Source organism: Elioraea thermophila (ex Habib et al. 2022) (genome assembly GCF_003336755.1).
Classification (GTDB): domain Bacteria; phylum Pseudomonadota; class Alphaproteobacteria; order Acetobacterales; family Acetobacteraceae; genus Elioraea; species Elioraea thermophila.
Map to the genome: position 1 here is coordinate 365432 of NZ_QMDI01000002.1, position 24398 is coordinate 389829.

The 24398-nt window shown below is 71.3% G+C and carries 19 protein-coding genes; 9 read left to right on the forward strand and 10 right to left on the reverse strand.

Going from position 1 to position 24398, the window contains the following annotated elements; genetic code table 11:
• Positions 1-59 precede the first annotated feature (59 nt).
• The 4 genes from DWB05_RS14590 to DWB05_RS03610 form a co-directional block, all read right to left on the reverse strand.
• Positions 60-560, reverse strand: coding sequence for a histone (locus DWB05_RS14590; protein WP_157967065.1), 501 nt, complete (start codon positions 558-560; stop codon positions 60-62).
• 487 nt (positions 561-1047) lie between these two features.
• Positions 1048-1995, reverse strand: a complete 948-nt coding sequence (locus DWB05_RS03600) for a branched-chain amino acid transaminase (protein WP_114375113.1) — start codon at positions 1993-1995, stop codon at positions 1048-1050.
• Between the two features lie 105 nt (positions 1996-2100).
• Positions 2101-3246, reverse strand: coding sequence for a bifunctional 2-methylcitrate synthase/citrate synthase (locus tag DWB05_RS03605; RefSeq protein ID WP_114375115.1), 1146 nt, complete (start codon positions 3244-3246; stop codon positions 2101-2103).
• Positions 3247-3277: 31 nt separating this feature from the next.
• Positions 3278-5002 (reverse strand): MmgE/PrpD family protein, encoded by a 1725-nt coding sequence (locus DWB05_RS03610; protein ID WP_114375117.1) that lies wholly within the window; start codon positions 5000-5002, stop codon positions 3278-3280.
• 145 nt (positions 5003-5147) lie between these two features.
• Here DWB05_RS03610 and DWB05_RS03615 point away from each other — a divergent pair, with 145 nt between their 5' ends.
• The 5 genes from DWB05_RS03615 (at position 5148) to mtnA (ending at position 9637) form a co-directional block, all read left to right on the forward strand.
• Positions 5148-6518, forward strand: a complete 1371-nt coding sequence (locus tag DWB05_RS03615) for a dihydroorotase (RefSeq protein ID WP_114375119.1) — start codon at positions 5148-5150, stop codon at positions 6516-6518.
• Positions 6519-6569: 51 nt separating this feature from the next.
• Complete coding sequence (locus tag DWB05_RS03620) at positions 6570-7550, forward strand: N-carbamoyl-D-amino-acid hydrolase (RefSeq protein ID WP_114375121.1); 981 nt, start codon at positions 6570-6572, stop codon at positions 7548-7550.
• Positions 7551-7647: 97 nt separating this feature from the next.
• Positions 7648-8064 carry a DUF983 domain-containing protein gene (locus tag DWB05_RS03625; RefSeq protein ID WP_232818372.1) on the forward strand — a complete coding sequence of 139 codons (417 nt, stop codon included), beginning with the start codon at positions 7648-7650 and terminating at the stop codon, positions 8062-8064.
• Positions 8061-8549, forward strand: a complete 489-nt coding sequence (locus DWB05_RS03630) for a UPF0262 family protein (RefSeq protein WP_456298225.1) — start codon at positions 8061-8063, stop codon at positions 8547-8549. Before DWB05_RS03625 ends, DWB05_RS03630 begins: the two co-directional genes overlap by 4 nt.
• Positions 8549-9637 (forward strand): S-methyl-5-thioribose-1-phosphate isomerase, encoded by a 1089-nt coding sequence (gene mtnA, locus DWB05_RS03635; protein ID WP_114375123.1) that lies wholly within the window; start codon positions 8549-8551, stop codon positions 9635-9637. Before DWB05_RS03630 ends, mtnA begins: the two co-directional genes overlap by 1 nt.
• Here the strand turns inward: mtnA and DWB05_RS03640 are convergent.
• The 5 genes from DWB05_RS03640 to DWB05_RS14810 all read right to left on the reverse strand — a co-directional run bounded on the left by DWB05_RS03640 (position 9619) and on the right by DWB05_RS14810 (position 16352).
• Positions 9619-11637: a TRAP transporter permease gene (locus DWB05_RS03640; protein WP_114375124.1), complete on the reverse strand. Its 2019-nt coding sequence runs from the start codon at positions 11635-11637 to the stop codon at positions 9619-9621. The genes mtnA and DWB05_RS03640 overlap by 19 nt on opposite strands.
• Before the next feature lie 75 nt (positions 11638-11712).
• Entirely contained in the window at positions 11713-12726 is a 1014-nt protein-coding gene (locus DWB05_RS03645) for a TAXI family TRAP transporter solute-binding subunit (protein ID WP_114375125.1), read from the reverse strand.
• 29 nt (positions 12727-12755) lie between these two features.
• Positions 12756-15017, reverse strand: a complete 2262-nt coding sequence (locus DWB05_RS03650; protein ID WP_114375126.1) for a xanthine dehydrogenase family protein molybdopterin-binding subunit — start codon at positions 15015-15017, stop codon at positions 12756-12758.
• The gene (locus tag DWB05_RS03655; RefSeq protein WP_114375127.1) at positions 15014-15502 is read right to left on the reverse strand and encodes a (2Fe-2S)-binding protein; all 489 of its coding nucleotides are present in this window, start codon (positions 15500-15502) and stop codon (positions 15014-15016) included. Before DWB05_RS03655 ends, DWB05_RS03650 begins: the two co-directional genes overlap by 4 nt.
• Complete coding sequence (locus DWB05_RS14810) at positions 15495-16352, reverse strand: FAD binding domain-containing protein (RefSeq protein WP_198669036.1); 858 nt, start codon at positions 16350-16352, stop codon at positions 15495-15497. Before DWB05_RS14810 ends, DWB05_RS03655 begins: the two co-directional genes overlap by 8 nt.
• Before the next feature lie 123 nt (positions 16353-16475).
• Between DWB05_RS14810 and DWB05_RS14815 the strand changes: the two genes are divergently transcribed.
• Positions 16476-17861, forward strand: a complete 1386-nt coding sequence (locus tag DWB05_RS14815; RefSeq protein WP_198669037.1) for a hypothetical protein — start codon at positions 16476-16478, stop codon at positions 17859-17861.
• Here DWB05_RS14815 and ggt read toward each other — a convergent pair.
• Positions 17797-19497 carry a gamma-glutamyltransferase gene (gene ggt / locus DWB05_RS03670; protein ID WP_114375131.1) on the reverse strand — a complete coding sequence of 567 codons (1701 nt, stop codon included), beginning with the start codon at positions 19495-19497 and terminating at the stop codon, positions 17797-17799. The genes DWB05_RS14815 and ggt overlap by 65 nt on opposite strands.
• Before the next feature lie 84 nt (positions 19498-19581).
• On the opposite strand from ggt, the gene uvrB reads away from it, so the two are divergent.
• The 3 genes from uvrB (at position 19582) to DWB05_RS03685 (ending at position 24396) form a co-directional block, all read left to right on the forward strand.
• A complete protein-coding gene (gene uvrB / locus DWB05_RS03675; protein ID WP_114375133.1) occupies positions 19582-21768 on the forward strand; it encodes an excinuclease ABC subunit UvrB in 2187 nt (728 codons plus the stop codon).
• A gap of 134 nt (positions 21769-21902) precedes the next feature.
• Positions 21903-22544 carry a flavin reductase family protein gene (locus tag DWB05_RS03680; RefSeq protein ID WP_114375135.1) on the forward strand — a complete coding sequence of 214 codons (642 nt, stop codon included), beginning with the start codon at positions 21903-21905 and terminating at the stop codon, positions 22542-22544.
• 175 nt (positions 22545-22719) lie between these two features.
• Positions 22720-24396 (forward strand): ABC transporter permease, encoded by a 1677-nt coding sequence (locus tag DWB05_RS03685; protein ID WP_114375137.1) that lies wholly within the window; start codon positions 22720-22722, stop codon positions 24394-24396.
• The last annotated feature ends 2 nt before the right edge of the window (positions 24397-24398 follow it).

Below are 24398 nucleotides of genomic sequence, written 5' to 3' on the forward strand. Positions count from 1 at the left end.
AAGGGCGCGCCGCACGATCGCGCGACGCGCCCGGACATGACCCTGACGCGACGAGGCGGTCAGGTCGTCGGCGTCTCGGAGGACGGGGTCTCCGGCGCCGGCGCCTCCGCCTCCGCTGCCGCCTTGCGGGTGCGGCGCACGGGGGCCTTGCGCGTCGTCGTCTTCGCCGCCGCGGTCTTGCGCGTCGTCGTCTTCTTCGCGGCCGCCGCGCGCGTGGTGGTCTTGCGCGTCGTCGTCGTCCGCTTCGCGGTCGCGCGCTTGGCCGCCGGCTTCTTGGCCGCCGCCGTGCGACGGGTGGCGGTCGTCTTCTTCGCCGCTGCCGCCCGCTTCGGTGCGGCGCGCTTGGCGGCGGTCGCGGTGCGCTTCGGCGCCGCCTTCTTTGCCGCCGGCTTCTTCGCTGCCGTCGTCTTGCGCGCCGTCGTGCGCTTCGTGGTGGCGCCCTTCCGGGTCGCCGCCCGCATCGCCATCGGCTGCGCGCGCGTCGCCGCGGCCGACTCGTTGGTTTCGCGCGCCGCACGGATGGCTTCCACCGCCGCCGGCACGTCCTTGCTCATGGACACGTGCTCTCACTCCTTTCCGTTCGAGGGGTCAGGACCGCGCGCTGCTCCGCAGGCCACGGCGTCGCCGCGGCGGTGTGAGGCGACCCGCAGCGGAGCGCATGCGGTGTCCGACGAGGCCGCCTGACCTGCGGAACGGAAGGACCCTGGATTGGGGAGAGCGAACGACGCCCCGCTCCGGCACGCGCCGACAGCGGCGGGGCATCGCCTCTCGATCCTTCGCCTTCGACTGCCTCGATCGGACCAGCGATCTCGGCATGCGTGCGGTCCATGGACCGTCCTTCCCTGCCACGAATGCTCGAGATGCCACGACCGTCGAAACGAATCGCGATGCATCTGCATCCGCAACATCACGCTATGCGAGTCGCACGTGGTGCTGTCAACAAAAAGCATGTGCGCGACGCGCATTTCCGCACGCCGACGCACATGATGATGTCGTCGCATCGCACACCGCAGCGCGATCGACGCGCTGCGGTGCATCGTCACCTCCTCACTCCGCCGCGCGCGCTGCGCGCGCACCGTAGACGGGCGTGCGCCACTCCGGATGCAGAGCAACCTCGCCGCGCGCGATCGCGAAGTAGAGGGCCTGCAGCCGCTTGGTGAGCGGACCCGGCACGCCCGCTCCGACCGCGAGGCGATCGATCGTGGTGATCGGCGTCACCTCCCAGGCCGTGCCGCAGAAGAACGCCTCCTCCGCCGCATAGAGTTCGCTGCGGTCGAGCTCGCGCTCCTCGACACTCACCCCCATCTCCTCGCGCAGGAGGCGGATCACGGTATCGCGGGTGATGCTCTCCAAGATGCCCGAGGTGACGGCCGGCGTGACGGCGACGCCGTTGCGGACGATGAACAGGCACATCCCCGGCCCTTCCGCCACCTTGCCGCGATCGTTCAAGAGGATCGCCGCCCCGTAGCCCTCCACCTTCGCCTCCTGCGTGGCAAGGCGGCCGTTGTGGTAGTTCGCGTTCGCCTTCACCCGCATCGGGATCGCGGAATCCTCCGGCCGGCGCCAGGACACCACACCGGCGGAGATGCCTTCCGTCAGCGCGCGCGCGGGCGGGCGGACGGTCGCGGTGCAGGCGAACACCACCGGGCCCGTCGCCGCCATCTCGCCGATGCCGTCGAGGAGCGCGGTGAGGCGAATGTGCACGCCCTCGCGGAAGCCGTTGGCGCGCACGGTCTCCAACACGGCTTCGGCCAGCCACGCGCGATCGGGGCTGCAGTCGAAGCGCATCACCTTCAGCCCGTAGAGCATGCGATCGAGATGGGCGGCGAGGCGGAAGACGTACATTTCGCCCTCGGCCTCGTTCCAGTAGCCGCGCAGGCCTTCGAACACGCCCGCGCCGTACTTCACCGCCGGCGAATAGACGTGGATCTTCGCCTCGCCCCACGGCACCACCCGCCCGTCGAACCATGCAAAGCCCGGAACGGTCTCGCTCATCGCAGTCTCCCTTGCAGCCGTTGCGGGCACGGTAGGCCGAAACGGAGCGGGGCGCGAGGAGGCCCTCCCCGCGCCCCGCCGATGATGCGCGTGCGAACTGCGCCTCTAGCGCGCGGCGAGCGGCACCACCGCGCGCTCCGGCACGCCGACGTAGTGCGAGAGCGGGCGGATCAGACGGTTGTCGCTCATCTGCTCGAGCACGTGGGCCGACCAGCCGGTGATGCGCGACGCGACGAAGAGCGGGGTGAACATCGGGATGTCGAACCCCATCATGTAGTAGGTGGGGCCGGCCGGGAAATCGAGGTTCGGGTGGATGTTCTTCTTCGCCAGCATCTCCTCGGCCAGGATGCGGCTGATCTCCAGCCACTTCTGCCCGCCCAGCCGCTCCGCCACCCGATCGCGCCACTTCGCCATCGTCGGCACGCGCGAGTCTCCCTTGCGATAGACGCGGTGGCCGAAGCCCATGACGAGGGCGCGGTGCTCCAGCTTGTCGTCGATCCAGCCCTTGGCGCGGGCGGGCGTGCCGATCTCCTTCAGCATGTGCATCACCGCCTCGTTCGCCCCCCCGTGCAGCGGCCCCTTCAGCGCGGCGATGCCGGCGGTGACCGCGGCGTGGATGTCCGCCATGGTCGAGGCGACCACGCGGGCGGCGAAGGTCGAGGCGTTGAAGGAGTGCTCGGCATAGAGCGTCATCGAGACGTCGAATGCCTTGACGATCTCGGCATCCGGTACCCGACCGAAGAACATGTGGAAGATGTTCTCGGCGAAGCCGAGCTCCGCCTTCGGGCGAATGGGCCGCTTGCCCTTGCGCAGCCGGGCGATGGCGGCGATCACGGTCGGAATCTTGGCGTAGAGACGGATCGCCTTGCGCTTCGTCGCCTCGAGCGAGTTGTCGCCGGCTTCGGGGTCTTCCATGCCGAGGAAGCTCACCGCCGTCCGCGTGGCGTCCATCGGGTGAGCGCGGCGGGGAAACTCCTCGATGATGCGGATGAGCTTCTTCGGAATGCCGCGGTTCGCCCGTTCCTCCTTCTCGAAGGCCCTGAGTTGCCGCCGGTTGGGCAACTCGCCCTCGAGCAGGAGGTAGGCGACCTCCTCGAAGCGGCACTGCTCGGCGAGGTCCTGCACCGGATAGCCGCGATAGGTGAGGCTGTTGGTTTCCGGCATCACCTTCGAGATCGCGGTGACGTCGGCATGCACGCCGACCAGGCCCTTGAAGACCTGCGGCGCGCCTTCGGCTGCGATGTGGTTCATGGCGTTTCCCCGTCCTCGTTCCCCCGCGCGCTCAGCCCTTGCGGCGCCGCGCCACCGTTCGCCCCGTGGTGCGGCCCGGCCGCATCTTCGCCGGCTTGCCGGTCAGGGCGGATTTTGCCGTGCGCGCGCGCTTGAGGGTCGTGGTGCGCGCCTTCGCCTCCGCCTTGCGCGCCACGCGACGCACCGCGGCGGGTTCGGCCGAGCGGACCGGAGCGTCGAAGATCCCCCGCACCGGCGAAAGCGTCAGCCGGCCGGCCGGCAGGGCGACGTTCAGCGCATCGAGCCCGCCGGCGGGAATGGCGGCGAGGTCCTGCACCGCCTCGAGGAAACGGTTCGCCTCGCGGGTGGAGATCAGGCCCTCCGTCAGGGTGCGGAACTTGCGGATGTAGTCCTCGCGCCGGAACGGACGCGCACCGAGCGGATGGGCGTCGGCGAAGGCGATCTCGTCCTCGATCACCCGCCCGTCCTTGAGGAAGATCTGCACCCGGCCGCCGAACGCCTTCTCGCGCGGGTCGGTCGCGTGGTAGCGCCGCGTCCACTCCGGGTCCTCGCGGGTCTCGATCTTGTGCCACAGCCGCACGGTGTCGGGCCGGGAGGCGCGGCGCGGGGTGTAGCTCTCGATATGGTGCCAGGTGCCGTCCTGCAGGGCGACGGCGAAGATGTACATGATGGAGTGATCGAGCGTCTCGCGCGACGCCTTCGGGTCCATCTTCTGCGGGTCGTTCGCGCCTGTGCCGATCACCGTGTGCGTGTGGTGCGAGGTGTGGATGAGGATGCGCTCGATCGCCTCGAAATCCTCGATCTTCTCGCGCATCCGCCGGGCGAGGTCGATCAGCGCCTGCGCCTGGTACTCGGCCGAGTGCTCCTTGGTGTAGCTCTCGAGGATGGCGCGCTTGGGCTCGCCCTTGGCGGGAAGCGGCACGTGGTAGTAGTCGCGCCCGTATACGGCCTCGCGACCTTCGCGATCGGCCACCGTGCGGCCGGCGAGGATCCAGGCGATGATCGAGTCCTCGCCCTCGTAGATCGGGTTCGGCGCCCCTTCGCCGCGCATCGCGCGATCGACCGCCTCCACCGCGAGCTTGCCGGCATGCGCAGGGGCGAAGGCCTTCCAGGAGCTGATCTCGCCCTTGCGGCTCTGGCGGGTGGTGATGGAGACGTGCACCGCCTGCTGCACGGCCTGGAAGATCGTCTCCTGCTTGAGCCCGAGGAGGGTGCCGATGCCGGCGGCGGCGGCCGGGCAGAGATGGGCGATGTGATCGACCTTGTGCTCATGCAGGCAGATCGCTTTGACGAGGTCGATGTGGATCTCGTAGGCGGTGGCGAGCCCGCGGATGAGGTCCTTGCCCGAGGCGCCGACCGTTTGCGCCACCGCGAGCACGGGGGGGATGTTGTCGGCCGGGTGCGAGTAGTCGGCGGCGAGGAACGTGTCGTGGAAGTCGAGTTCGCGCACCGCCGTGCCGTTCGCCCAGGCCGCCCATTCGGGGCTGACGGTGCGCGCCACCGGCAGGCCGAACAGGGTCGCGCCCCCCTTGCGCGGATGGGCGAGCGCCATCATCCGCGCGGAGACGACGGGGCCGCGGTTGATCGCCGCGATCGCCACCGCCGCGTTGTCGATGATGCGGTTGATGATCATCTCCGCCACGTCCTTCTGCACCGGCACGCGGTCGGCGGCCACGCCGGCGATCTTCCAGGCGAGCTGGGCCTCGCGCGGCAGGAGGTCCTTCGAGCGGTGCACGCGGACGGGATGGAGCTCCATCGGTCTTCCTCTTGCTTGGTGCGACCGGCCGCGCAACGAAACCAAGGTGTCTTGAACGCGCGGGACGGCCGGTCTTGACTGGCGAAACCTTCCTAGACTTCGCGCCTGCAGCACGCAAGCCGCCGACCAGGAGTTGCCCGCCCCGATGAGCGACCTTTCCGCGCCCTTCGACCGCGTGGTGTGCGGCGATCTCGTCACCGCCGAAGGCATCCTCGCGCGCGGCTTCGTCGCCATCCGCGGCGAGACGATCGCCGCCATCGGCCAAGGCGCACCACCGCCCGCGCGCGCGATCGACGATCACGCGGGGCGGCTGATCTTTCCGGGCCTCGTGGACGGGCACATGCACACCTCCTCCGCGATCGGCTGGGGCGGCATCGAGCACGCCACGCGCACGGCGGCAGCGGGCGGTGTCACCACCGTCTGCGACATGCCCTACGACATCCCCCGCCCGGTGACGGACGCGACGATCTTCTCGGAGAAGGTGGCGGTGGTGAACCGCACCGCGCATGTCGACGTCGCGCTCTACGGCACCATCACCAAGACCGGTGGTGTCGCGCGCATCCCGGAACTCGCCGCCGCCGGGGCTTCGGCCTTCAAGCTCTCCACCTACGAATACGACCCCATCCGGTTCCCCCGGATCGACCATCGCGAGATGGAGCACGCGTTTCGCCTGATCGCGCAGACGGGGCTGATGGTCGCCGTGCACAACGAGGACCAGGAACTCGTCGAGGCGCTGACGGCGGAGGCCAAGGCCTCGGGGCGGACGGACCCGATCCAGCACGCGCGCACGCGCCCGCCGCTCGCCGAGAACCTCGCCAACGTGCTGATCTTCGAACTCGCCCGCGCCACCGGGGCGCATGCGCACATCGCCCACTCCTCGCTCGCGCGCGGCTTCGAACTCGCCCGCGCTTACCGCGCGATGGGAGTGACGGCCTCGGCCGAGGCCTGCATCCAATACCTCTCTCTCACCGAGGAGGATCTCGTCCGCCAGGGCGGCAAGGCGAAGTGCAACCCGCCCCTGCGCACCGCCGAGGAGGTGGAGCGGATGTGGGCGAGCCTCCTCGCGGGCGAGGTCGCCTACGTCTCCACCGACCACGCGCCGTGGCCGATCGAGCGCAAGACGAGCCCCGACATCTTCGCCTGTTCGGCCGGGCTCACCGGGCTGCAGTCCTTCGCGCCGCTCATGCTCACGCTTCTCGAGGAGCGCGGGCTGCCGCTCACCCTGCTCGCCAAGTACTGCGCCGAGGAGCCCGCCCGCTTCCATGGCCTCGCGCCGAAGAAAGGCCGGCTCGCCGTGGGGGCGGATGCCGATCTCTGCGTGATGGAGCGGGGGCGCTTCGTGTTCGACGAGAGCACGATCGTGGATCGCGCGGAATGCCGCTGGAGCCCCTATCACGGCCGCACCATGCGCGCCCGTGTGGCCGCCACCTATCTGCGGGGACGGCCGATCTGGGACGGCGCGCGCGTGCTGAACGCGCCGGGCGAGGGCCGCTTCGTGCCGCGCCAGGCGCGCTGAGCCCGCAGCACGGACCACTCCACACGATCACGCATCAGGAAGGAACCGGGAATGGCACGACGACTGACGGTGGGTGCAGCCCAGCTCGGCGCAATCCAGAAGAGCGAGGGGCGCGAGGTGGCGGTCGCGCGCATGCTCGCCCTGATGGAGGAAGGGCATCGCCGCGGCGTGGAGCTGATCGTCTTCCCCGAACTCGCGCTCACCACCTTCTTTCCACGGCATTGGGTGGAGCGAATCGAGGAGGCCGACCATTGGTACGAGACCGAGATGCCCTCCGCCGCGACCCAGCCCTTGTTCGACGCCGCGCGGCGTCTGAACATGGCCTTTCATCTCGGCTACGCCGAACTCGTCCGTGAGCCCGACGGGGCGGGCGGGGTACGCACGCGCCGCTTCAACACGGCGATCCTGGTCAATGCCGAAGGCCGCATCGTGCTCAAGTACCGCAAGGTGCACCTGCCCGGGCACGCCGCCTTCGACCCCGCGCGCAAGGTGCAGCACCTCGAGAAGTACTATTTCGAGGTCGGCGACCTCGGTTTCCCGGTGGTGAAAACGAGGCTCGGCAAGCGCGAGGAGGGGGTGAACGTCGGCCTCCTCATCTGCAACGACCGCCGCTGGCCGGAAGCATGGCGCGTGCTCGGGCTGCAGTCCGTCGAGCTCGTGCTGCTCGGCTACAACACGCCCTCCATCAACCAAGAGGCCAAGGGCTGGGAGGCGCACCACCTGCGCGTCTTCCACTCCCACCTCTCCGTGCAGGCCGGCTGCTACCAGAACGCCTGCTGGTCGGTCGCCGTCGCCAAGGCGGGCATCGAGGACGGGGCGGAACTCTTCGGCCACTCCATCATCGTCAACCCGCAGGGCGAGATCGTCGCCATGGCCGACACCTGGGAGGACCAGCTCGTCACCTACGACATCGACCTCGACCGCTGCCGGCTCGGGCGCGTCTCCATCTTCGACTTCGCCCGCCACCGCCGGCCGGAACATTACGGGCGGATCACGTCGCAGGTCGGCGCGGTCGAGCCGCCGACGGTGTGAGAGGGGGGCGAGGGCGGGCCCCCGGGCACAGGCGCGCTTGATCACGGGCCGGCAAGGCGTCACTCTGCTGCAACGCAACACCGAGACGCCAGACGGCATGGTCCCGCCCCCTGCTTCGGCCTTTCCCGCCGGCGGTCCACCGCCCCCTCCCCTGCTGCCTGCCCTGCTGCGCGGCGCCGGCGGGCGCTGCCCGTCCTGCGGCCAGGGGCGCCTGTTCCGCGGCTTCCTGCGCCCCGCTCCCATTTGTTCCGCCTGCGGCACGGGTTTCGCCCGCATCCGCTCCGACGACGCCCCACCTTATGTGACGCTGTTCATCGTCGGCCACGTCGTCGTGCCGCTGATGCTGATGGCCGAGCGCGACCTCGCACCGCCGCTGTGGCAGATGGCGGCGCTGTTCCTGCCGCTCGCCGCGCTGCTGTCGCTCGCGCTCATTCGGCCGGTGAAAGGGGCGACGATCGGGCTGATGCTCCATCTCGGCATCTCGGGGGACGACCAGGCCTCTGGTGGAGCCTGACCGAGGTGCCGCAGCGCACGCGGATCGCGGAGATCGTGCTCGAGGCGGAGGCGCTGACCCGCCTCTCCGCCGAGCTCGAGGCCGATCGCGCCACCGCGGTGGCCGACCTCTTGCACGACAACCGCTTCGTGCCGAAGGGCGCTCCCGAAGGCCCCTATTCGCTCAGGCTCGGGCTCGATCACGGGCGGCTCGTGTTCGACATCCGCCGCCTCGACGGCACGCCGATCACCGCCGTCGTGCTCGCCCTCGGCCCCTTCCGCAGCCTGATCAAGGACTACCTGATGCTGCTCGGCGCGCATCACGCCGCGGTGGCGGACGGGCACGAGGCCCGCATCCAGGCGATCGACATGGGCCGGCGCGGCCTGCACAACGAGGCGGCTGAACTGCTGCAGCGCCGCCTCGAAGGCAAGATCGAGGTCGATTTCGACACCGCCCGTCGGCTGTTCACCCTGATCTGCGTGCTGCACCAGAGGATCAACCACTGATGCGGCTCGGGGCCGAATGGACGCGAAGCATCCGCCCCGCGCAGGATCGCTCCGCGATCGCGATCCTCGACCAGACCCTGCTGCCCTGGCGGGTGGTGTGGATCCGGCTCGCCGGGCTCGAGGACACGGCGGAGGCGATCGCGGCGATGCGCGTGCGCGGCGCGCCGCTGATCGGCGCGGTCGGGGCCTTCGGGCTTGCGCTCGCCCTGCGGGAGGATGCGTCAGACGAGGCGCTGGAGGCCGCCGCCACCCGCCTGATCGCCACGCGCCCCACCGCCGTGAACCTCGCCTGGGCCGTGGCGCGGGTGGCGGAAGCGGTGCGCAACCGCCCGCGCGGGGATCGCTTCGACGCCGCCTGGGCCGAGGCTTCCGCCATCGCCGACGAGGATGCCGCCTGCTGCGAGGCGATCGGCCGCCACGGCCTGCCCCTCATCGCCGGCATCGCCGAACGCAAGGGCGGGGATCCGGTGAACATCCTCACCCACTGCAACGCGGGCTGGCTCGCCACGGTCGATTGGGGCACCGCCACCGCCCCCATCTACCGCGCGCACGATGCCGGCATCCCCGTGCACGTCTGGGTGGACGAGACGCGGCCGCGCAACCAGGGCGCCGCGCTCACCGCCTTCGAACTCGGCGGCCACGGCGTGCCGCACACGGTGGTGGCGGACAATGCGGGCGGGCACCTGATGCGTCGCGGCGAGGTCGATCTCGTCCTCGTCGGCACCGACCGCGTGGCGCGCAACGGCGATGTCGCCAACAAGATCGGCACCTACCTCAAGGCCCTCGCCGCGGCCGATACCGGCGTGCCGTTCTGGGTCGCCCTGCCTTTCTCCACCATCGACTGGTCGCTCGCCTCCGGCGAGCTCATCCCGATCGAGGAACGATCGGAGGCCGAAGTGACCGAGATCGCGGGGCTCGCCGAGGACGGCGCGGTGCGGCGCGTGCGTGTGGTTTCACCGGGAAGCCGGGCGGCCAACCCGGCCTTCGACGTCACCCCCGCCCGCCTCGTCACCGGGCTGATCACCGAGCGCGGGCGTTGCGCGGCCTCCGAGGCGGGTCTTCTCTCGCTCTACCCGGAGAAGGCCTGAACACCGCGGCGTCGCGCGGCGAACCAGTTGGCGGCGAGCACCGGGACGACGACGGCGAGGCCGATCAGCGTCGGCGTCGTTCCCGGCGCGATCATCAGCACGGAAGCGGCGAGCAGCGGCGCGCGCGCCAGCCAGCCCATCGGGGCGAAGGCGTAGCCTGTCAGCGCAGCGCCGAGCGCACAGACCCCGACCGCGCAGGAGATCGTCACCAGCAGGAAGTCGCCCCAGGCGAAACCGGGCGCGACGATCAGCATCGCCGGCGAATAGGCGAACACGAAGGGCACCAGCGCCTTGGCCGAGCCGAGGCGAAAGGCGGTGAGCCCGGTGCGGAACGGATTGGCGCCCGCAATGCCGGCGGCGGCGTACGCCGCGACGCACACCGGCGGCGTCAGATCGGCGAGCAGACCATAATAGAAGATGAACAGATGGGCGGCGATCGCCGGCACGCCGAGCTGCGTCACCGCCGGGGCGGCGATGGCGGCGAGCACGATGTAGAGCGCCGTCGTCGGCACCCCCGCCCCCATCGCGATGCAGGTGAGGGCGACGAAGACGAGGGTGAAGAAGAGTGCGAGCCCCTGAAGCGAGGCGAGTTCGAACGGCAGCCAGGAGAGGAGCGGCAGCACGCTCCCGGCGACGTTCTGCGCGGCCTGGGTCACCATGAAGGAGAGGCGGAAGGCGGCGCCGGTCAGCGTGATCACGCCGACCACGATGCCGACCGCCGCGGCGGCGACGCCGACGGCGAGGGCGTATTTCGCCCCGGTCTCCAGCGCCTCCCACAACTCACGCAGCGTCATCCGCTGCAGCGGGTTGAGAAGCCCCACGACGATGCAGGCGATGATGCCGTTGAAGGCGGCGAGATAGGGCGTGTAGCCCTGCATGATGGTGGCGACCAGGATGACGAGCGGGATCACGGTCGGCCAGCCGCGCCACAGCACAGGCCCGAGCCGCGGCATCTCGTCGTCCGTCAGCCCGCGCAGCCCTTCGCGCTTGGCTTCGAGATGCACCTGGATCAGCACGCCGAGGTAATGCATCGCCGCCGGAACGAGGGCGGCCGTGATGATGGTGGTGTACGGCACGCCCAGGAACTCGGTCATCACGAAGGCGGCCGCCCCCATGATCGGCGGCGTGATCTGCCCCCCCGCCGAGGCCGCCGCCTCCACCGCGCCCGCGAAGTGCGGGCGGTAGCCGATGCGCTTCATCGCGGGAATGGTGAGGCTTCCCGTCGTCACCGTATTCGCGATCGAGGAGCCCGAGATCGAGCCGAAAAAGGCCGAGGCGACGACGGACACCTTGGCAGGCCCGCCCGGAAAGCGCCCGGCGATGACGGTCGCGACGTCGATGAAGAACTGGCCGAGCCCCATCTTGGTCGCGATCGTGCCGAACAGCACGAAGTGGAAGACGAAGGTCGCCACCACCTTGAGGGGGATGCCGAAGATCCCCTCCTGCGTCATGTAGATCTGGCTGACGAAGTTCTCGACCGTCGCCCCCGGGTGGGCGAGCACGCCGGGCACGTGGTTGCCGTAGAGCCCATAGGCGATGAAGACGAGCACGATGATGGGCAGCACCAGCCCCATCGTGCGCCTTGTGGCTTCCAGCACGACGACGATCAGCGCGATGCCCATCACCAGGTCCCAGGTGTTGGGCACACCGATGCGGAAGGTGAGTACGTCGAAGTTGAGCGGCAGATAGAGGACGGCGGCGACGGCGAGCGCGACCAGCAGCCAATCGACGATCGCCACACCGCCGAGGCTTGGCCCGAGCGGCACTCGGGCGTCGAAGAAGAGGAAGACGAGAGCGAGCACGGCGGCGAGGTAGGTCGCGTTGTGCCAGTGCTCGGGCGGCAGGCCGAAGCCGGCGGTGTAGATCTGGTAGACGGAGAGGGCGACCAGCACGAGCGACGCGAGCGGCTTGAGCAAGCCCGCCGGCTCGCGGAAGGCAAGCTCGCTGTCGTAGTGCCGCTCGAGTTCCGCTGCGCGATCGGCGTCGATCTCGCGCTTCACGGCGGCCTCGCCGCCCCGCGCGCCGTCACCCGGCCCTTGCCGACCTGCGGCGCACGCCTGCCGTGCCGCAGCACCTCAGCGCAGCATGCCCGCTTCGCGATAGAACCGTTCCGCACCCGGATGGAGCGGCACTTCGCCGCGGCCGAGCAATGCGGTTTCGCGGCGGATGTCGCGCGCCCGCACATGCCCACGCTGCAGGAGCGAGGCGGTGGTGTCCGACCACAGCGACTTGGTGATCTCGTAGACGAGCGCCTCCGGCACCTGGGCACCGACCAGCCACACCGCGCCGACGACGAGGGTCGGCACGTCCTCCTCGATCCCCTCGTAGGTGCCGCGCGGGATCACACCCCGCGTGTAGAAGGGTGCCCGCTCGCTCACCCGCGCGATCACCTCGTCGGAGAAGGGAAGGAGGCGGCAACCAGCGCGGGCGCAGAACTCGGTGAAGGCGGCGGCGGGAGCGGCCACCACCTGCAGCACGGCGTCCATGCCACGGTCCTGCATCCGCTCGAGCCCCTGCGCGGCGGAGAGGAACTCCGGCGTGTAGCGGCCCCTCAGCCCAGCCGCCTCGAGCACGAGTTCGGAGCCGATGCGGGCACCGGAGGCCTGCAGCCCCACGGTCACGCGCTTGCCGGCGAGGTCCTCCAAACGGGTGATCGGGCTGTCGCGGCGGACGGCGGCATGGAGCTGCTCGCCGAACAGGTAGGCGATGAAGCGCAGGCGATCGAGCTTCGGCCGCCCCTCGAACAGGCCCGTGCCGGTGTAGGCCCAGTGCGCGACGTCCGACTGCGAGAAGCCGCTCTCGGCCGCGCCCGACTGGATCAGGTTGACGTTCTGCACGCTGCCCTGGGTCGCCTGCGCCACCGCGACGAGGCCGGGCACGCCGGCGGTGCCGCCCGCCTCGCGGCAGGGTGCCCCCGGCGGGCAGGAGATCGCGTTCGCGATCATGCCGCCGACGGGATAGTAGGTACCACCCGCCGCTCCGGTGCCGATGCGGAAGAACTGCGGCGCCTGCGCGGCCGCCGGCAGGGCAGCACCGATTGCCAGGGCGAAGGCCGCAGCCCCCAACACGCGCCGACGTCCGTTCCGCATGGCTCTCTCCTGCTGTGGCAACGCGAACGCTAGCCCTCGCCTGCGGCTTCCGCAACGGCGGAGAGCACCGCGTCGGGGTTGAGCGGCAAAGAGCGGATGTCCGCCCCCGTCGCGTCCGCCACCGCATTGGCGATCGCCGCCGCCACGGCGAGAATGGCGTGCTCGCCCAAGCCCTTCGCGCCATGCGGCCCTGGCCCGAGCCCGTGTTCCAGCGTGATCGCCTCGAAGTCTCGCGGCAGGTCGAGCACGCTCGGCATGCGGTAGAGGAGCGGCGCGCCGTTGGCGAGACGCCCCTCGCCGTCGAAGGCAAGCGCCTCGATCAGCGCCTGGGCGAGGCCCTGCACTGCGCCACCTTCCGTCTGCGCACGACAGCCGGCGGGGTCGATGGCGTGGCCGGCGTCACCCGCGACGACGAGGCGTTCGACCACAACGCGTCCCGTCTCGGCGTCGACCGTCACTTCGGCAGCGGCGAAGGAGGGCATCCAGAAGCCGCAGCGCGATCCCAAGGGGGCGGCGGCGTCGAACGGATTGCGCGCCTCGCCCTCGCCGATCAGTTCGCTGCCCTGGGCGCCGAAGGCGCGGTCGAACAGGGCCGGGATCGAGAGCACAACGTTGCCGCAACGGATCATGCCGGCCTCGAGCGCGATCTCGCCCGAGGCCTCGTCGATCACCTCCGCGGCGAGGGCAAGCAGGCGCTCGCGTACGGCTTCGGCGGCGCGGCGGATGGCGAGCCCGACCATCGCCGCACCGACCGAGGCATGCGTGCCCTGATCGTGCGGCGTGCGGTCGGTGTCGATGGGGGCGAGCCTGACTCGCGCGGGATCGATGCCCAGCACCTCGGCGACGATCGCCGCCGCCACCCGTTCGGGACCCTGGCCGAGATCGGCGATGCCCGAGAGCACGAGGGCGGAGCCGTCGCGGGCGAGCTTAACCACGGCAAGGCTGCGGCGGGAGAAGCCCCCGCCGTCCTTCATGCCGACGGCGATGCCGCGCCCGCGCCCCGGCGCGCGCGCGCTGCTCCAGCCGATGCGACTGGCCACAGTGGCGAGACCGTCCTCGAGGTCGGAGTCCATCGGCGTCTCGCCGGGCCAGGGCGCCTCGCCGGGACGGAGAAGATTGCGCGCCCGGAACTCGACCGGGTCGAGGCACAAACGACGCGCGATCGCATCGAGCTGGCGTTCGCCGGCGAAACAGGCCTGAGGGCCGCCGAAGCCGCGGAAGGAGCCGGCGGGAACGGTCGCGGTGCGCACCACCTCGCCGACACTCTCCACCGCCTGCCACCGATAGGGCCCGGGCAGGCTGCGATAGGCCCCCTTCTCGCAGACGATGACCGAGGCATCCGCGTAGGCGCCGCCGTCGAGGCGAAGCAAGGCGCGGCGGGCGAGCAGCCGGCCTTCGGCGGAGACGGCCGTCGTCAGCGTCACCTCCGCGGCATGCTGCGAGAGGGTCAGCATCATCTCGTCCCAGGTCAGCGCGAGCCTCACGGGAGCGCGGGCGAGCCGAGAGAGGAGCAGCGTGAGCGCTTCGTGTTTCGGGTAGGACTTCGCCCCGAACCCCGCTCCGGCCGGCAGGGCGTGCACGCGGATCGCGGCCTCCGGCAGGGCGAAGATGCGGGCGAGATCGGTGCGCAGCAGGAACGGATCCTGGTTGTTGCACCACACCTCTCCGCCATCGCCGTCCCAACGCGCCACCGCGCACAGGGGTTCGATCGGCAGGTGGCTCATGCGCGGGAAACGGTAGGTGTCGGTGAAGACGTGCGCGGCGCGCGCGAACACGGCGTCAGCGTCCCCTGCCCGGAAGCGAAAGCGCCAGAGGACGTTGCGCGCCGGTTCGCGCCAGGCCTCGGCCCCCGGTCCCTTGGGCAGGTGTTCGGGCGGGCCCTGGTCGAACAGCGCCGGCGCATCCGGGGCGAGGGCGGCTTCGATGCTCGGCACCGGCGGCAGGACGCGCCAGCGCACGGTGATGCGGGCGGCAGCCCGTGCGGCGGCGGCCGGATCGCGCGCCACCACCGCGGCCACCGGCTCGCCCGTGTGGCGGGCCTTGCCGATGGCGAGCAGCGGCTGGTCGCGCACGACCACACCCTGCCAGGGGTCGAGCCCGGCGAGGTCGTCGGCGGTGGCCACCGCAACGACGTCAGGGTCGGCGAGTGCGGCGGCGGTGTCGATGGCGAGGATTTCCGCATGCGGATGCGGCGAGCGCACCAGCGCGGCATGCAGCATGCCGGGCAAGGCGAGGTCGATGGCGTAGGCGAAGGTGCCGCGCACCCGCGCGACATCGTTGGCGGCGGTCATGGCGTCTCGCGCATCAGCTCGGCGGCCCGGCGCACCGCCCGCAGGATGGCGGCCCCACCGCCGCAGCGGCAGAGCGCGGCACTCATCCAGCCGCGGATGGTCCCCTCGTCGGGGTCAGGGTTCTCGGCGAGCAGGGCGGAAGCGAGCAGCACCATCCCGGGAGTGCAGGAGCCGCACTGCAGCGCACGTTCCTCGAGGAAGGCGCGCTGCACGGGATGCAGGGTGCCGTCCGCCCGCTCGAGGCCGCGGATGGTGGTGATGCGACGCCGATCCGCCTCCACGGCCAGCATCAGGCAGGCGGTGGCGGGAACGCCGTCGATCAGCACCGTGCACGCACCGCACACCCCGCCGTCGCAGCCCGCGCGCACGCCGATGATGCCGAACTCCTCCCGCAGGAGGTCGATCAACAGCCGGTTGGTCGCGACGGTGGCGACGACGGCGCGACCGTCGAGGTCGAAGGTGATCCGTTCCGTGTGATCAACCATCGGCGAGGCGGGTGATCAGGCGCGTGGCGAGGACGGCGGCGGCGCGGCGGCGCCAGGTCGCGCCGGGCGTGCCGGGTGGCAGGTGATCGGGTTCGGGCAGGGCGCGCGCCCACGCTTCCGCAAGGCGTTGCGCCTCGCGGCCGAGAGCCGCGCGGTCGAGCTCCGCCGCGTCGGCAAGATCGGCGACGACCGCGCACCGATGCGCGCCACCCAGCGCGAGACGAAGCGTCCGCACGCGCCCCCCCTCGAACCGGGCGGCGGCGGAGACGACCAGCCAGGGGCGAAGGCTGCGGTCGTGCGCAAAACGGACGCCGGCGGGCATGTCGATGCCGAGCACCAGGCCGCGCGGGGCGTGCCAGGGCGCGACGATCGTTTCGCCTCGTACGCGACAGACGAGGCGGGCATTCAAGGCGGCAAGGGCGGGCGGTGCGTCGTATTGCGGCAGGCCGGCGAGCAGGCAGCCCGCGAGCGTGCCCTGGTGGCGAATGCGGATGTTGGCGATGCTTCCCCACGCCTCGGCGAAGCCGGGCACCGCCGCCCGCAGGAGAGGATCGCGCGCCACCCGCTCATGCGTGGCGAGCGCGCCGATGCGCACGCCCCCCTCGCAGGGCTCGATCCCGTCGAGGCCCGCGATCCCCCGCAGCAACACGACCGTGCGCGGCGGGCCGCCGAACTTCAGCCCTGCGATCACCTCGACCCCACCGGCCATGGCGATCGCGTCCGGCTCCGCGAGCATCGCCGCTGCCTCGTCGACATCGCGCGGACGACGAAGCGCGAGTGGCGGGATCAGCCAGCGCGAGCGCAGCGGCAGCGTGCCCGTTGCCTCCGTGGTGTGCAGGGTACCGTCCATCCGATGACCAAGCGTGCAGGCGAGACGCGCCCCGCGGCAAGCCGGGGCGACGCCAGGGGAGTCCAGGCAAGCCTCCTGCCAGCCGCCTTGCCCGCGCCGAGTTTCGCCCGTAGCGCCCCTCCCATGCGACGACCTGCCCTGCTCGCCATTCCGCTCGCCGCCGCCCTCCTCCTCTGGCCGGCGGTCTGGAACGGCTGGCCGCTGATCTTCTCCGACACGCCCGACTACCTCTGGGTGTGGACGCAGCCGGAATGGTTCCGCCCGATCCGCCCGCCGGCCTATGGCTGGTTGATCGGGCCCCTGCATCAGGGGCGCACGCTCTGGCCCGTGGTGGCGGCGCAGGCGCTGCTGACGGCGTGGCTGATGTGGCTCGCCGCGCGGCGCGTGGGGCTGGGCGCTACCGCCTACCTCGCCATCGTCGGCGTGCTCGCCCTCTGCTCCGGCGCGCCCTGGTTCGCCTCCTGGGTGATGGCGGATGCCTTGTCGGCGCCGATGGTGCTGGCGGCGGTGCTGCTCGCACTCGGCGGGCTCTCCCGCCGCGAGGCGGTTGGCGTGTGGCTTTCCCTCGTCGCCGCGGCGGCGGTGCATCTCACCCACCTGCCCGCGCTCGCCGCCCTGCTTGGCGCCCTCTTGCTCCTCCGTCTTGCCTGGCGGGCGGCGCCGGTGCGCCTCGCCGGGCTCGGCGCCATCCTCGCCGCTCTGCTCCTCGCCCCGGCGCTCAACCTCGCCGCCAACCGTCTCGCGCACGGCGAAGCCCGCCTTGCCTTCGGCTCCTCCGTCTTCCTCGGCGCCCGCCTGGTCGGGGATGGGCTGATGCAGCGCTGGCTCGACGCCCACTGCCCGCTGCCCGGTGTGACGCTCTGCGAGGACCGCGACGCGCTGATCGCCGACTCCGACCACTTCCTCTGGAACCCCGGCTCGCCGGTCTGGCGCGACTTGAACTTCTTCCGCCTCGAGGCGGAGCTCGCGGCAATCAACCCGCGCGTCCTCGCCGCCCATTGGCCCGAGTTCGTCGCGAGTGGGCTCGCTCGTGCCGCGCGACAGCTGGTCACCGCCCGGGTGGGGACCGACCTGTCGGTGCGGGTGAACGAGGACCGCGCCCTGCTCGCCCGCCTCGTCATTCCCCGCTTCGCCGAGGCGCTGGGGGCGGCGGCCGGGGAAGCCCTCGATCGCGCGCGGCAGACGAACGAGGAGATCGCGCGCGCCTGGCCGGCGGTCGTCGCGGGTCCGCTCTCGCTCGCCGCCGTGCCCCTGCTCGCCCTGGTCTTCGCCGTCTCGCCCGGCGCGCGCCGCTCGCCCGTCGCGGTGCTCGCGCTTGCCGCGCTCGCCGCCGCCATCGGCAATGCGGTGGCGGTCGGCATGGGCGGAGCGGTGCACGACCGCTACGCGGCGCGGCTGATGTGGCTCTTTCCCTTCGCGCTTGCGCTGGTCGCGGCGGAGGCGCTCAGTCGCCGCGCGCGACCCCTTCCCGCCGCGGATCCGCCCCGCCCTCAAGGCCCCGGGCGGTGATGACGATGGCATGGAGGCCGGAGGGCAGGGCGCGCACGGTCACACGATGGCCGCGCGCCTCGAGCAGCGGAGCGAGGCGCTCGGCCTCCGTTCCCGCTTCGAGTTCCGCCCCCGCCCCCACGGTGACGACGCGCGGGAGCTCGATCGCGGCCTGCGGGTCCATCGCCCAATCCAGGATGGCGACGAGGGTCTGCGCCACGTAGCCGATGATGCGCGCGCCGCCGGGCGAGCCGACGACGACGCGCAGCGCGCCTTGGGGGTCGAAGACCATGGTCGGGGCCATGGAACTCCTCGGCCTCTTGCCGCCCTCGACCCGGTTGGCGACCGGCCGGCCATCGATCTCCGGGCGGAACGCGAAGTCGGTGAGCTGGTTGTTGAGCAGGAACCCCGCCGCCATCACGCGGGCGCCGAAAACGTCCTCGATCGTCGTCGTCATCGCCACCGCATTGCCCGACGAGTCGACGATGGAGAGGTGCGAGGTGCCGAACTCGCGCGCCGTGTCGTCGGGGGCGAGGCCGCCCTCGCGCCAGGGCGGGTTGCCGGGGCGGACGGTCTCCGCCGCCCGCGCCGGGTCGATCACCTGCGCGCGCACGGTGAGATAGGCGGGATCGAGCAAGCCCCGCACGGGAACGCGCACGAAGTCGGAATCGGCGAGGTAGAGGTTGCGGTCGGCGAAGGCGAGCCGGCCGGCCTCGACCAGCCAGTGCGCCGCCTCCGCCCCGCGCGGGTCCATCGCGCCGAGCCAGGTGTGGGCGAGCAGGCCGAGGATCTGGCCCACGGCGACACCACCCGAGGAGGGCGGACCCATGCCGCAGACGCGCCAGACACGGTAGAGCATGCACACCGGGTCGCGCTCGCGCGGGGCGTAGGCGCGCAGGTCCTCCGCGGCGAGCAGGCCAGGGTTCCAGGAAGCGCCGCGCACCGCGGCGAGGATCGCCTCCGCAATCGGCCCCTCCCTCAGCGCCTCGGCGCCGTCGCGCGCGATCGCCCGCAGCGTCTCGGCATAGGCCGGGTTGCGCAGGCGATGCCCCGCCGGCAGCGGCGACCCATCGGGAAGGAAGAAGTAGGCGCGGGCGGCAGGGTCGCGCGCCAGGCGCTCGCGGTCGGCGGCGATGGCGGCAGCAAGGCGCGGCGAGACCGGGAAGCCCTCCTCGGCGAGCGCGATCGCAGGAGCGAACAGGTCGGCCCAAGGAAGCCGCCCGTGCCGGCGATGCACGGCCTCGAGCATCGCCACCACGCCGGGCACGCCGACCGCACGGCCGCCGACCGCCGCCTCGTGGAACCCCATGGGCGAGCCGTCGGGACGAAGGAAGAGATCGGGCCCGGCGGCGCGCGGCGCGGTCTCCCGCCCGTCCCAGGCGGAGAGGGCGCGCGTCGCGGCGTCCCAGTGCAGGAGGAAGGCGCCGCCGCCGATGCCCGAGGACTGCGGCTCGACGAGGCCAAGCACCGCCTGCACGGCGACGGCGGCGTCGATCGCCGCGCCACCGCGGCGCAGCACCGCAAGCCCCGCTTCGGCGGCGAGCGGGTGGGCGGCGGCGACCATGTGGCGGGTGGCGATCTCGGGCCCGCGCGCGGCAACCGGCACCGCAACGACAGCGACCACGAACAGGGCGAGGGCGAAGCGGAGGGCGGTCATGCTCGCGATCCTGCCCCGCCCTGGCCGCCTCCGCCATGGCCAAGGCGGGACGGCGGCCCTATCTCACGGGGCGAAGGAGACCCGATGCCCCCGCACGGTCTGATCGACGTTCGCCGCCCGGTGTTCAAGCCGCCCCGGCGCCCCGCCTGGCGCGAGCGCGCACGCTTCAAGCTCGTCTCCGACTACGCGCCGTCGGGCGATCAGCCGCAGGCGATCGCCGCCCTCACCGAGGGGCTCGAGCGCGGCGAGCACGACCAGGTGCTGCTCGGCGTCACCGGCTCGGGCAAGACCTTCACCATGGCGCATGTGATCGCCAATGCCGGCCGCCCGGCGCTGATCCTCGCCCCCAACAAGACGCTCGCCGCGCAACTCTACGGCGAGATGAAGTCCTTCTTCCCGGAGAACGCGGTCGAGTACTTCGTCTCCTACTACGACTACTACCAGCCCGAAGCCTACGTCCCGCGCACCGACACCTACATCGAGAAGGACGCGCAGATCAACGAACAGATCGACCGCATGCGCCATGCCGCCACGCGCGCCCTGCTCGAACGCCCCGATGTGATCATCGTCGCCTCGGTCTCCTGCATCTACGGCATCGGCTCGGTCGAGACCTATTCGGCGATGGTGGTGAAGGTTGCAGTCGGGGAACGGATCGATCGCGATCGGCTGCTCAGGGCGCTCGTCGAGCTGCAATACCGGCGCAACGATCTCGCCTTCGCAAGGGGATCGTTCCGCGTGCGCGGCGACGTGGTGGAGATCTTCCCCGCCCATTTCGAGGACCGCGCCTGGCGCATCTCCCTGTTCGGCGACGAGGTGGAGGCGATCCACGAGTTCGATCCCCTCACGGGCGAGCGGACAGCGAGCCTGGAGGCGATCACCGTCTACGCCAACAGCCACTACGTGACGCCGCGCCCGACCATCAGCCAGGCGATCCGGGGCATCAAGGCGGAACTGAAGGAGCGCCTCGCCGAACTCCGCGCGCAAGGCAAGCTGCTCGAGGCCGAGCGGCTGGAGCAGCGCACCCTCTACGATCTCGAGATGCTGGAGACGACGGGCAGCTGCAAGGGCATCGAGAACTACTCGCGCTATCTGACGGGCCGCGCGCCGGGCGAACCCCCGCCCACCCTGTTCGAGTACCTGCCCGAGAACGCGATCCTGTTCGTCGACGAGAGCCACGTCACGGTGCCGCAATTGGGCGGGATGTACCGCGGCGACTTCAACCGCAAGTCCATCCTGGCCGAGTTCGGCTTCCGCCTGCCCTCCTGCGTCGACAATCGCCCGCTCAAGTTCGAGGAGTGGGACGCGATGCGCCCCGACACGATCTTCGTCTCGGCCACGCCGGGGCCGTGGGAGCTCGAGCGCACGGGCGGGGTGTTCGTCGAGCAGGTGATCCGTCCCACAGGGCTCGTCGATCCGGTCTGCATCGTCCGCCCCGTGGAACACCAGGTCGATGATCTGCTCGCCGAGTGCAAGGCGGTGGCGGCGAAGGGCGGGCGCGTGCTGGTGACGACGCTGACCAAGAAGATGGCGGAGACGCTCACCGAATACTTGAACGACGCCGGCGTGAAGGTGCGCTACCTCCATTCGGACATCGACACGCTGGAGCGGATCGAGATCATCCGCGACCTCCGCTTGGGCGTGTTCGACGTGCTGGTGGGGATCAACCTGCTGCGCGAGGGGCTCGACATCCCGGAATGCCAGCTGGTCGCCATCTTGGATGCCGACAAGGAAGGGTTCCTGCGCTCCACCACTTCGCTGATCCAGACCATCGGCCGGGCGGCGCGCAACGTCGAGGGCCGCGTCATCCTCTACGCCGACACGATGACGGAGAGTCTGAGGCGCGCCTTGGAGGAGACGGAGCGGCGGCGAGCGAAGCAGATCGCCTGGAACGAGGCGCACGGCATCACGCCGCAGTCGGTGAAGAAGCAGGTGGCGGAGATCGTCGCTTCCGTCTACGAGCAGGACTACGTCACCGTCGCCCCCGTCGAGCAGGGCGGGGTGGCGGAGCTCGTCGGCAAGGACCTGCGCGCGACCATCGCCGAGCTCGAGCGGAAGATGCGCGAGGCGGCGGCCGACCTCGAGTTCGAGACCGCCGCCCGGCTGCGCGACGAGATCCGCCGGCTCGAGGCGATGGAACTCGGTCTCGAGCCGCCGCCGGTGGCACGAGCACGCGCGTCGGATTGGAAGCCGAAGCCGCTCGGCCCCGGCGGCGGGGGGTACGACCCGGCCAAACGCAAGGGGGGCGGGCGGCGCGGGCGGAAAGGGCCCTGAGGCGGCACGATCGGCGTGCCAGACGGTGGCTCACGCGTCGCTGATCGGCGCTCGCCCCTCCGCACGTCCGTCGGCCCCTCGCCGGAACGGTTCGGGTGCCTTATGTCCGGCATGGCCAACCTCCGGAGCCCCGCATGCTGTTCGACTTCGCCGCCATCGGCCCCGACCTCGCCTACAAGCTGCTCGTCTCCACCATCGTGCCGCGCCCGATCGCCTGGGTGACGACGGTGGATGCCGAAGGGCGGGTCAACGCCGCCCCCTACTCCTTCTTCAATGCCGTCTCCTCCGACCCCCCGGTGGTGGCGATCGGCATCGGCTCCAAAGGCAAGGGGCTGAAAGATACGGGGGAGAACATCCGCCAGACCGGCCAGTTCGTGGTGAACCTCGTCTCCGAGGAGTTGGCGGAGGCGATGAACATCACCGCGATCGACGTCGAACCCGGAGTCGATGAGCTCGCCATGGCGGGGCTGACCCCGCTCGCCTCGACCAAGGTGACGCCGCCGCGCATCGCCGAAAGCCCCGTGGCGTTGGAGTGCGAGCGGCTGGCGGTGGTGGAGGTCGGCAACGGCAAGGCGGTGGTGCTGGGGCGCGTGCTCGCCGCGCACGTGCGGGACGACTGCGTGCTGGATGCCGCCAAGGCCTACATCGACACGCCGAAACTGGGCCTGATCGGGCGCATGCACGGCCGAGGCTGGTACGCGCGCACGACGGACCGGATCGAGATCCCGCGCCTGACGGTGGCGGATTGGCAGGCGCGCCGGACGGCGGCGGAGTAGCGCGCGGCGTCTCCCCGGCCGGGGCCGCGGAAGCCCGACCGGCGTCCCTCCCGGCGGATGGCGGGGAGACGGGGGCGCGACACCGGGGTTGGCCCCGGCCCAGCAGACATGCTACAAATGCGACTGCAAACGACTCGCAATCGCAACCGCAGACGAACCACCGACGACCCTCCCGGTGCCGCGCGACCTCGCCCTGCCCCTGCCACCGGCACTGCCACGCGCCGCGCCCCGGCGGGCCAACGGCTGGGTGGCGGCCGCCCTCCTCGTCGCCCTCGCGGTCGCCTCCCCCGTCCTCGCCGTCCTCGCCGGGGCCCTCGCCCCGGCGGGCGAAACCTGGCGCCATCTCGCCGGCACGCTGCTTCCCCTCTTCGTTCGTAATTCGGTGCTGCTCGCGCTCGGGGTGGGTGTGATCGTCGTGGTGCTCGGCACGGCCTGCGCCTGGCTGGTCACCACTTGCGCCTTTCCGGGCCGGCGCCTGTTCGAGGTGGCGCTGCTGTTGCCGCTTGCCGTGCCGGGCTACCTGCTCGCCTACGTCTACACCGACCTGCTCGAGTTCACCGGACCGGTGCAGAGCTGGCTGCGTGCGACCTTCGGCTGGGGCTGGGGCGAATACTGGTTCCCCGAGATCCGCTCGCTTCCGGGCGCGATCGTGATCCTGGCCCTCGCCAACTATCCTTATGTCTATCTGCTCGCGCGGACGGCCTTCCTCGAGCAGTCCGTCTGTCTCGGCGAGGTGGCGCGCACGCTGGGGTGCGACCGGCGTGCCATGTTCCTCCGTGTGGCCCTGCCGCTGGCGCGCCCTGCCATCGCCGCCGGGGCGGGCCTTGCGCTGATGGAGACGCTCGCCGATTTCGGCGCGGTGAAGCATTTTGCCGTCGACACGTTCACCACGGGCATCTACCAGGCTTGGCTTTCCATGGGCGACCGGGTGGCCGCCCAGCAGCTCGCCGCCTGCCTGATGGGCGTGATTGCGCTCCTGCTCGCGCTCGAGCGTCTCGCCCGCGGGCGGGCGCGGTTCCACAACACCTCCTCCAAGCAGCAGGCGCTCGAGCGGCGGCGGCTGTCACGGGCAGCCGCGGCGGCCGCGGTGCTCATCTGTGGGCTGCCCGTGCTGGGCGGCTTCGCCGTTCCGGCCAGCGTGCTGCTGCACTTCGCCGTGACGGAGGGCGATCCGCTGCTCGGTCCCACCATCCTGCCCTTCGCGCGCAACAGCCTTATCCTCGCCGGCCTTGCCGCCCTGGTCTGCGTCGGCGCTGCCGTGCTGCTCGCCTATGCTCTGCGTACGGCCGGCGGGGTGGCGATCCGCTTCGCCGTCCGCCTCGCCTCCCTCGGCTACGCCATTCCGGGGTCGGTGATCGCCGTCGGCGTGCTCGTTCCCTTCGGCGCCTTCGACAACGCGCTCGACTCCTGGATGCGGGCGACCTTCGGCGTCTCGACGGGGCTTCTCCTGTCGGGGACGATCGCTGCCCTTGTCTTCGCCTATGTCGTGCGCTTCCTCGCCGTCGCCCTCTCCGCCGTCGAATCCGGCTTCGCCAAGATCAAACCCTCGGTGGAGGATGCCGCGCGCGTGCTCGGCCGCGGGCCCGGCCGCACGCTCCTGCAGGTGGATCTCCCCTTGCTCCGCGGCAGCCTGCTCGCCGGAGCTCTGCTGGTGTTTGTCGACACGATGAAGGAACTGCCGGCCACGCTGATCGTGCGGCCGTTCGACTTCGACACCCTCGCCGTACGCGTCTACAACCTCGCCTCCGACGAACGCCTCGCGCAGTCCTCGACCGCCGCCCTGCTGATCGTTGCCGTCGGGCTGATCCCCGTGGTCATCCTCACCCGCGCCATGCGACGGGCCGGGCACTGAGC

What these genes read in the sequence shown, in the direction of transcription:
- DWB05_RS03600 (WP_114375113.1), bottom strand. Translation starts at nt 1,995, where the DNA reads ATGAGCGAGACCGTTCCGGGCTTTGCATGGTTCGACGGGCGGGTGGTG.
- DWB05_RS03605 (WP_114375115.1), bottom strand. Translation starts at nt 3,246, where the DNA reads ATGAACCACATCGCAGCCGAAGGCGCGCCGCAGGTCTTCAAGGGCCTG.
- DWB05_RS03610 (WP_114375117.1), bottom strand. Translation starts at nt 5,002, where the DNA reads ATGGAGCTCCATCCCGTCCGCGTGCACCGCTCGAAGGACCTCCTGCCG.
- DWB05_RS03615 (WP_114375119.1), top strand. Translation starts at nt 5,148, where the DNA reads ATGAGCGACCTTTCCGCGCCCTTCGACCGCGTGGTGTGCGGCGATCTC.
- DWB05_RS03620 (WP_114375121.1), top strand. Translation starts at nt 6,570, where the DNA reads ATGGCACGACGACTGACGGTGGGTGCAGCCCAGCTCGGCGCAATCCAG.
- DWB05_RS03625 (WP_232818372.1), top strand. Translation starts at nt 7,648, where the DNA reads ATGGTCCCGCCCCCTGCTTCGGCCTTTCCCGCCGGCGGTCCACCGCCC.
- mtnA (WP_114375123.1), top strand. Translation starts at nt 8,549, where the DNA reads ATGCGGCTCGGGGCCGAATGGACGCGAAGCATCCGCCCCGCGCAGGAT.
- DWB05_RS03645 (WP_114375125.1), bottom strand. Translation starts at nt 12,726, where the DNA reads ATGCGGAACGGACGTCGGCGCGTGTTGGGGGCTGCGGCCTTCGCCCTG.
- DWB05_RS03650 (WP_114375126.1), bottom strand. Translation starts at nt 15,017, where the DNA reads ATGACCGCCGCCAACGATGTCGCGCGGGTGCGCGGCACCTTCGCCTAC.
- DWB05_RS03655 (WP_114375127.1), bottom strand. Translation starts at nt 15,502, where the DNA reads ATGGTTGATCACACGGAACGGATCACCTTCGACCTCGACGGTCGCGCC.
- DWB05_RS14810 (WP_198669036.1), bottom strand. Translation starts at nt 16,352, where the DNA reads ATGGACGGTACCCTGCACACCACGGAGGCAACGGGCACGCTGCCGCTG.
- DWB05_RS14815 (WP_198669037.1), top strand. Translation starts at nt 16,476, where the DNA reads ATGCGACGACCTGCCCTGCTCGCCATTCCGCTCGCCGCCGCCCTCCTC.
- ggt (WP_114375131.1), bottom strand. Translation starts at nt 19,497, where the DNA reads ATGACCGCCCTCCGCTTCGCCCTCGCCCTGTTCGTGGTCGCTGTCGTT.
- uvrB (WP_114375133.1), top strand. Translation starts at nt 19,582, where the DNA reads ATGCCCCCGCACGGTCTGATCGACGTTCGCCGCCCGGTGTTCAAGCCG.
- DWB05_RS03680 (WP_114375135.1), top strand. Translation starts at nt 21,903, where the DNA reads ATGCTGTTCGACTTCGCCGCCATCGGCCCCGACCTCGCCTACAAGCTG.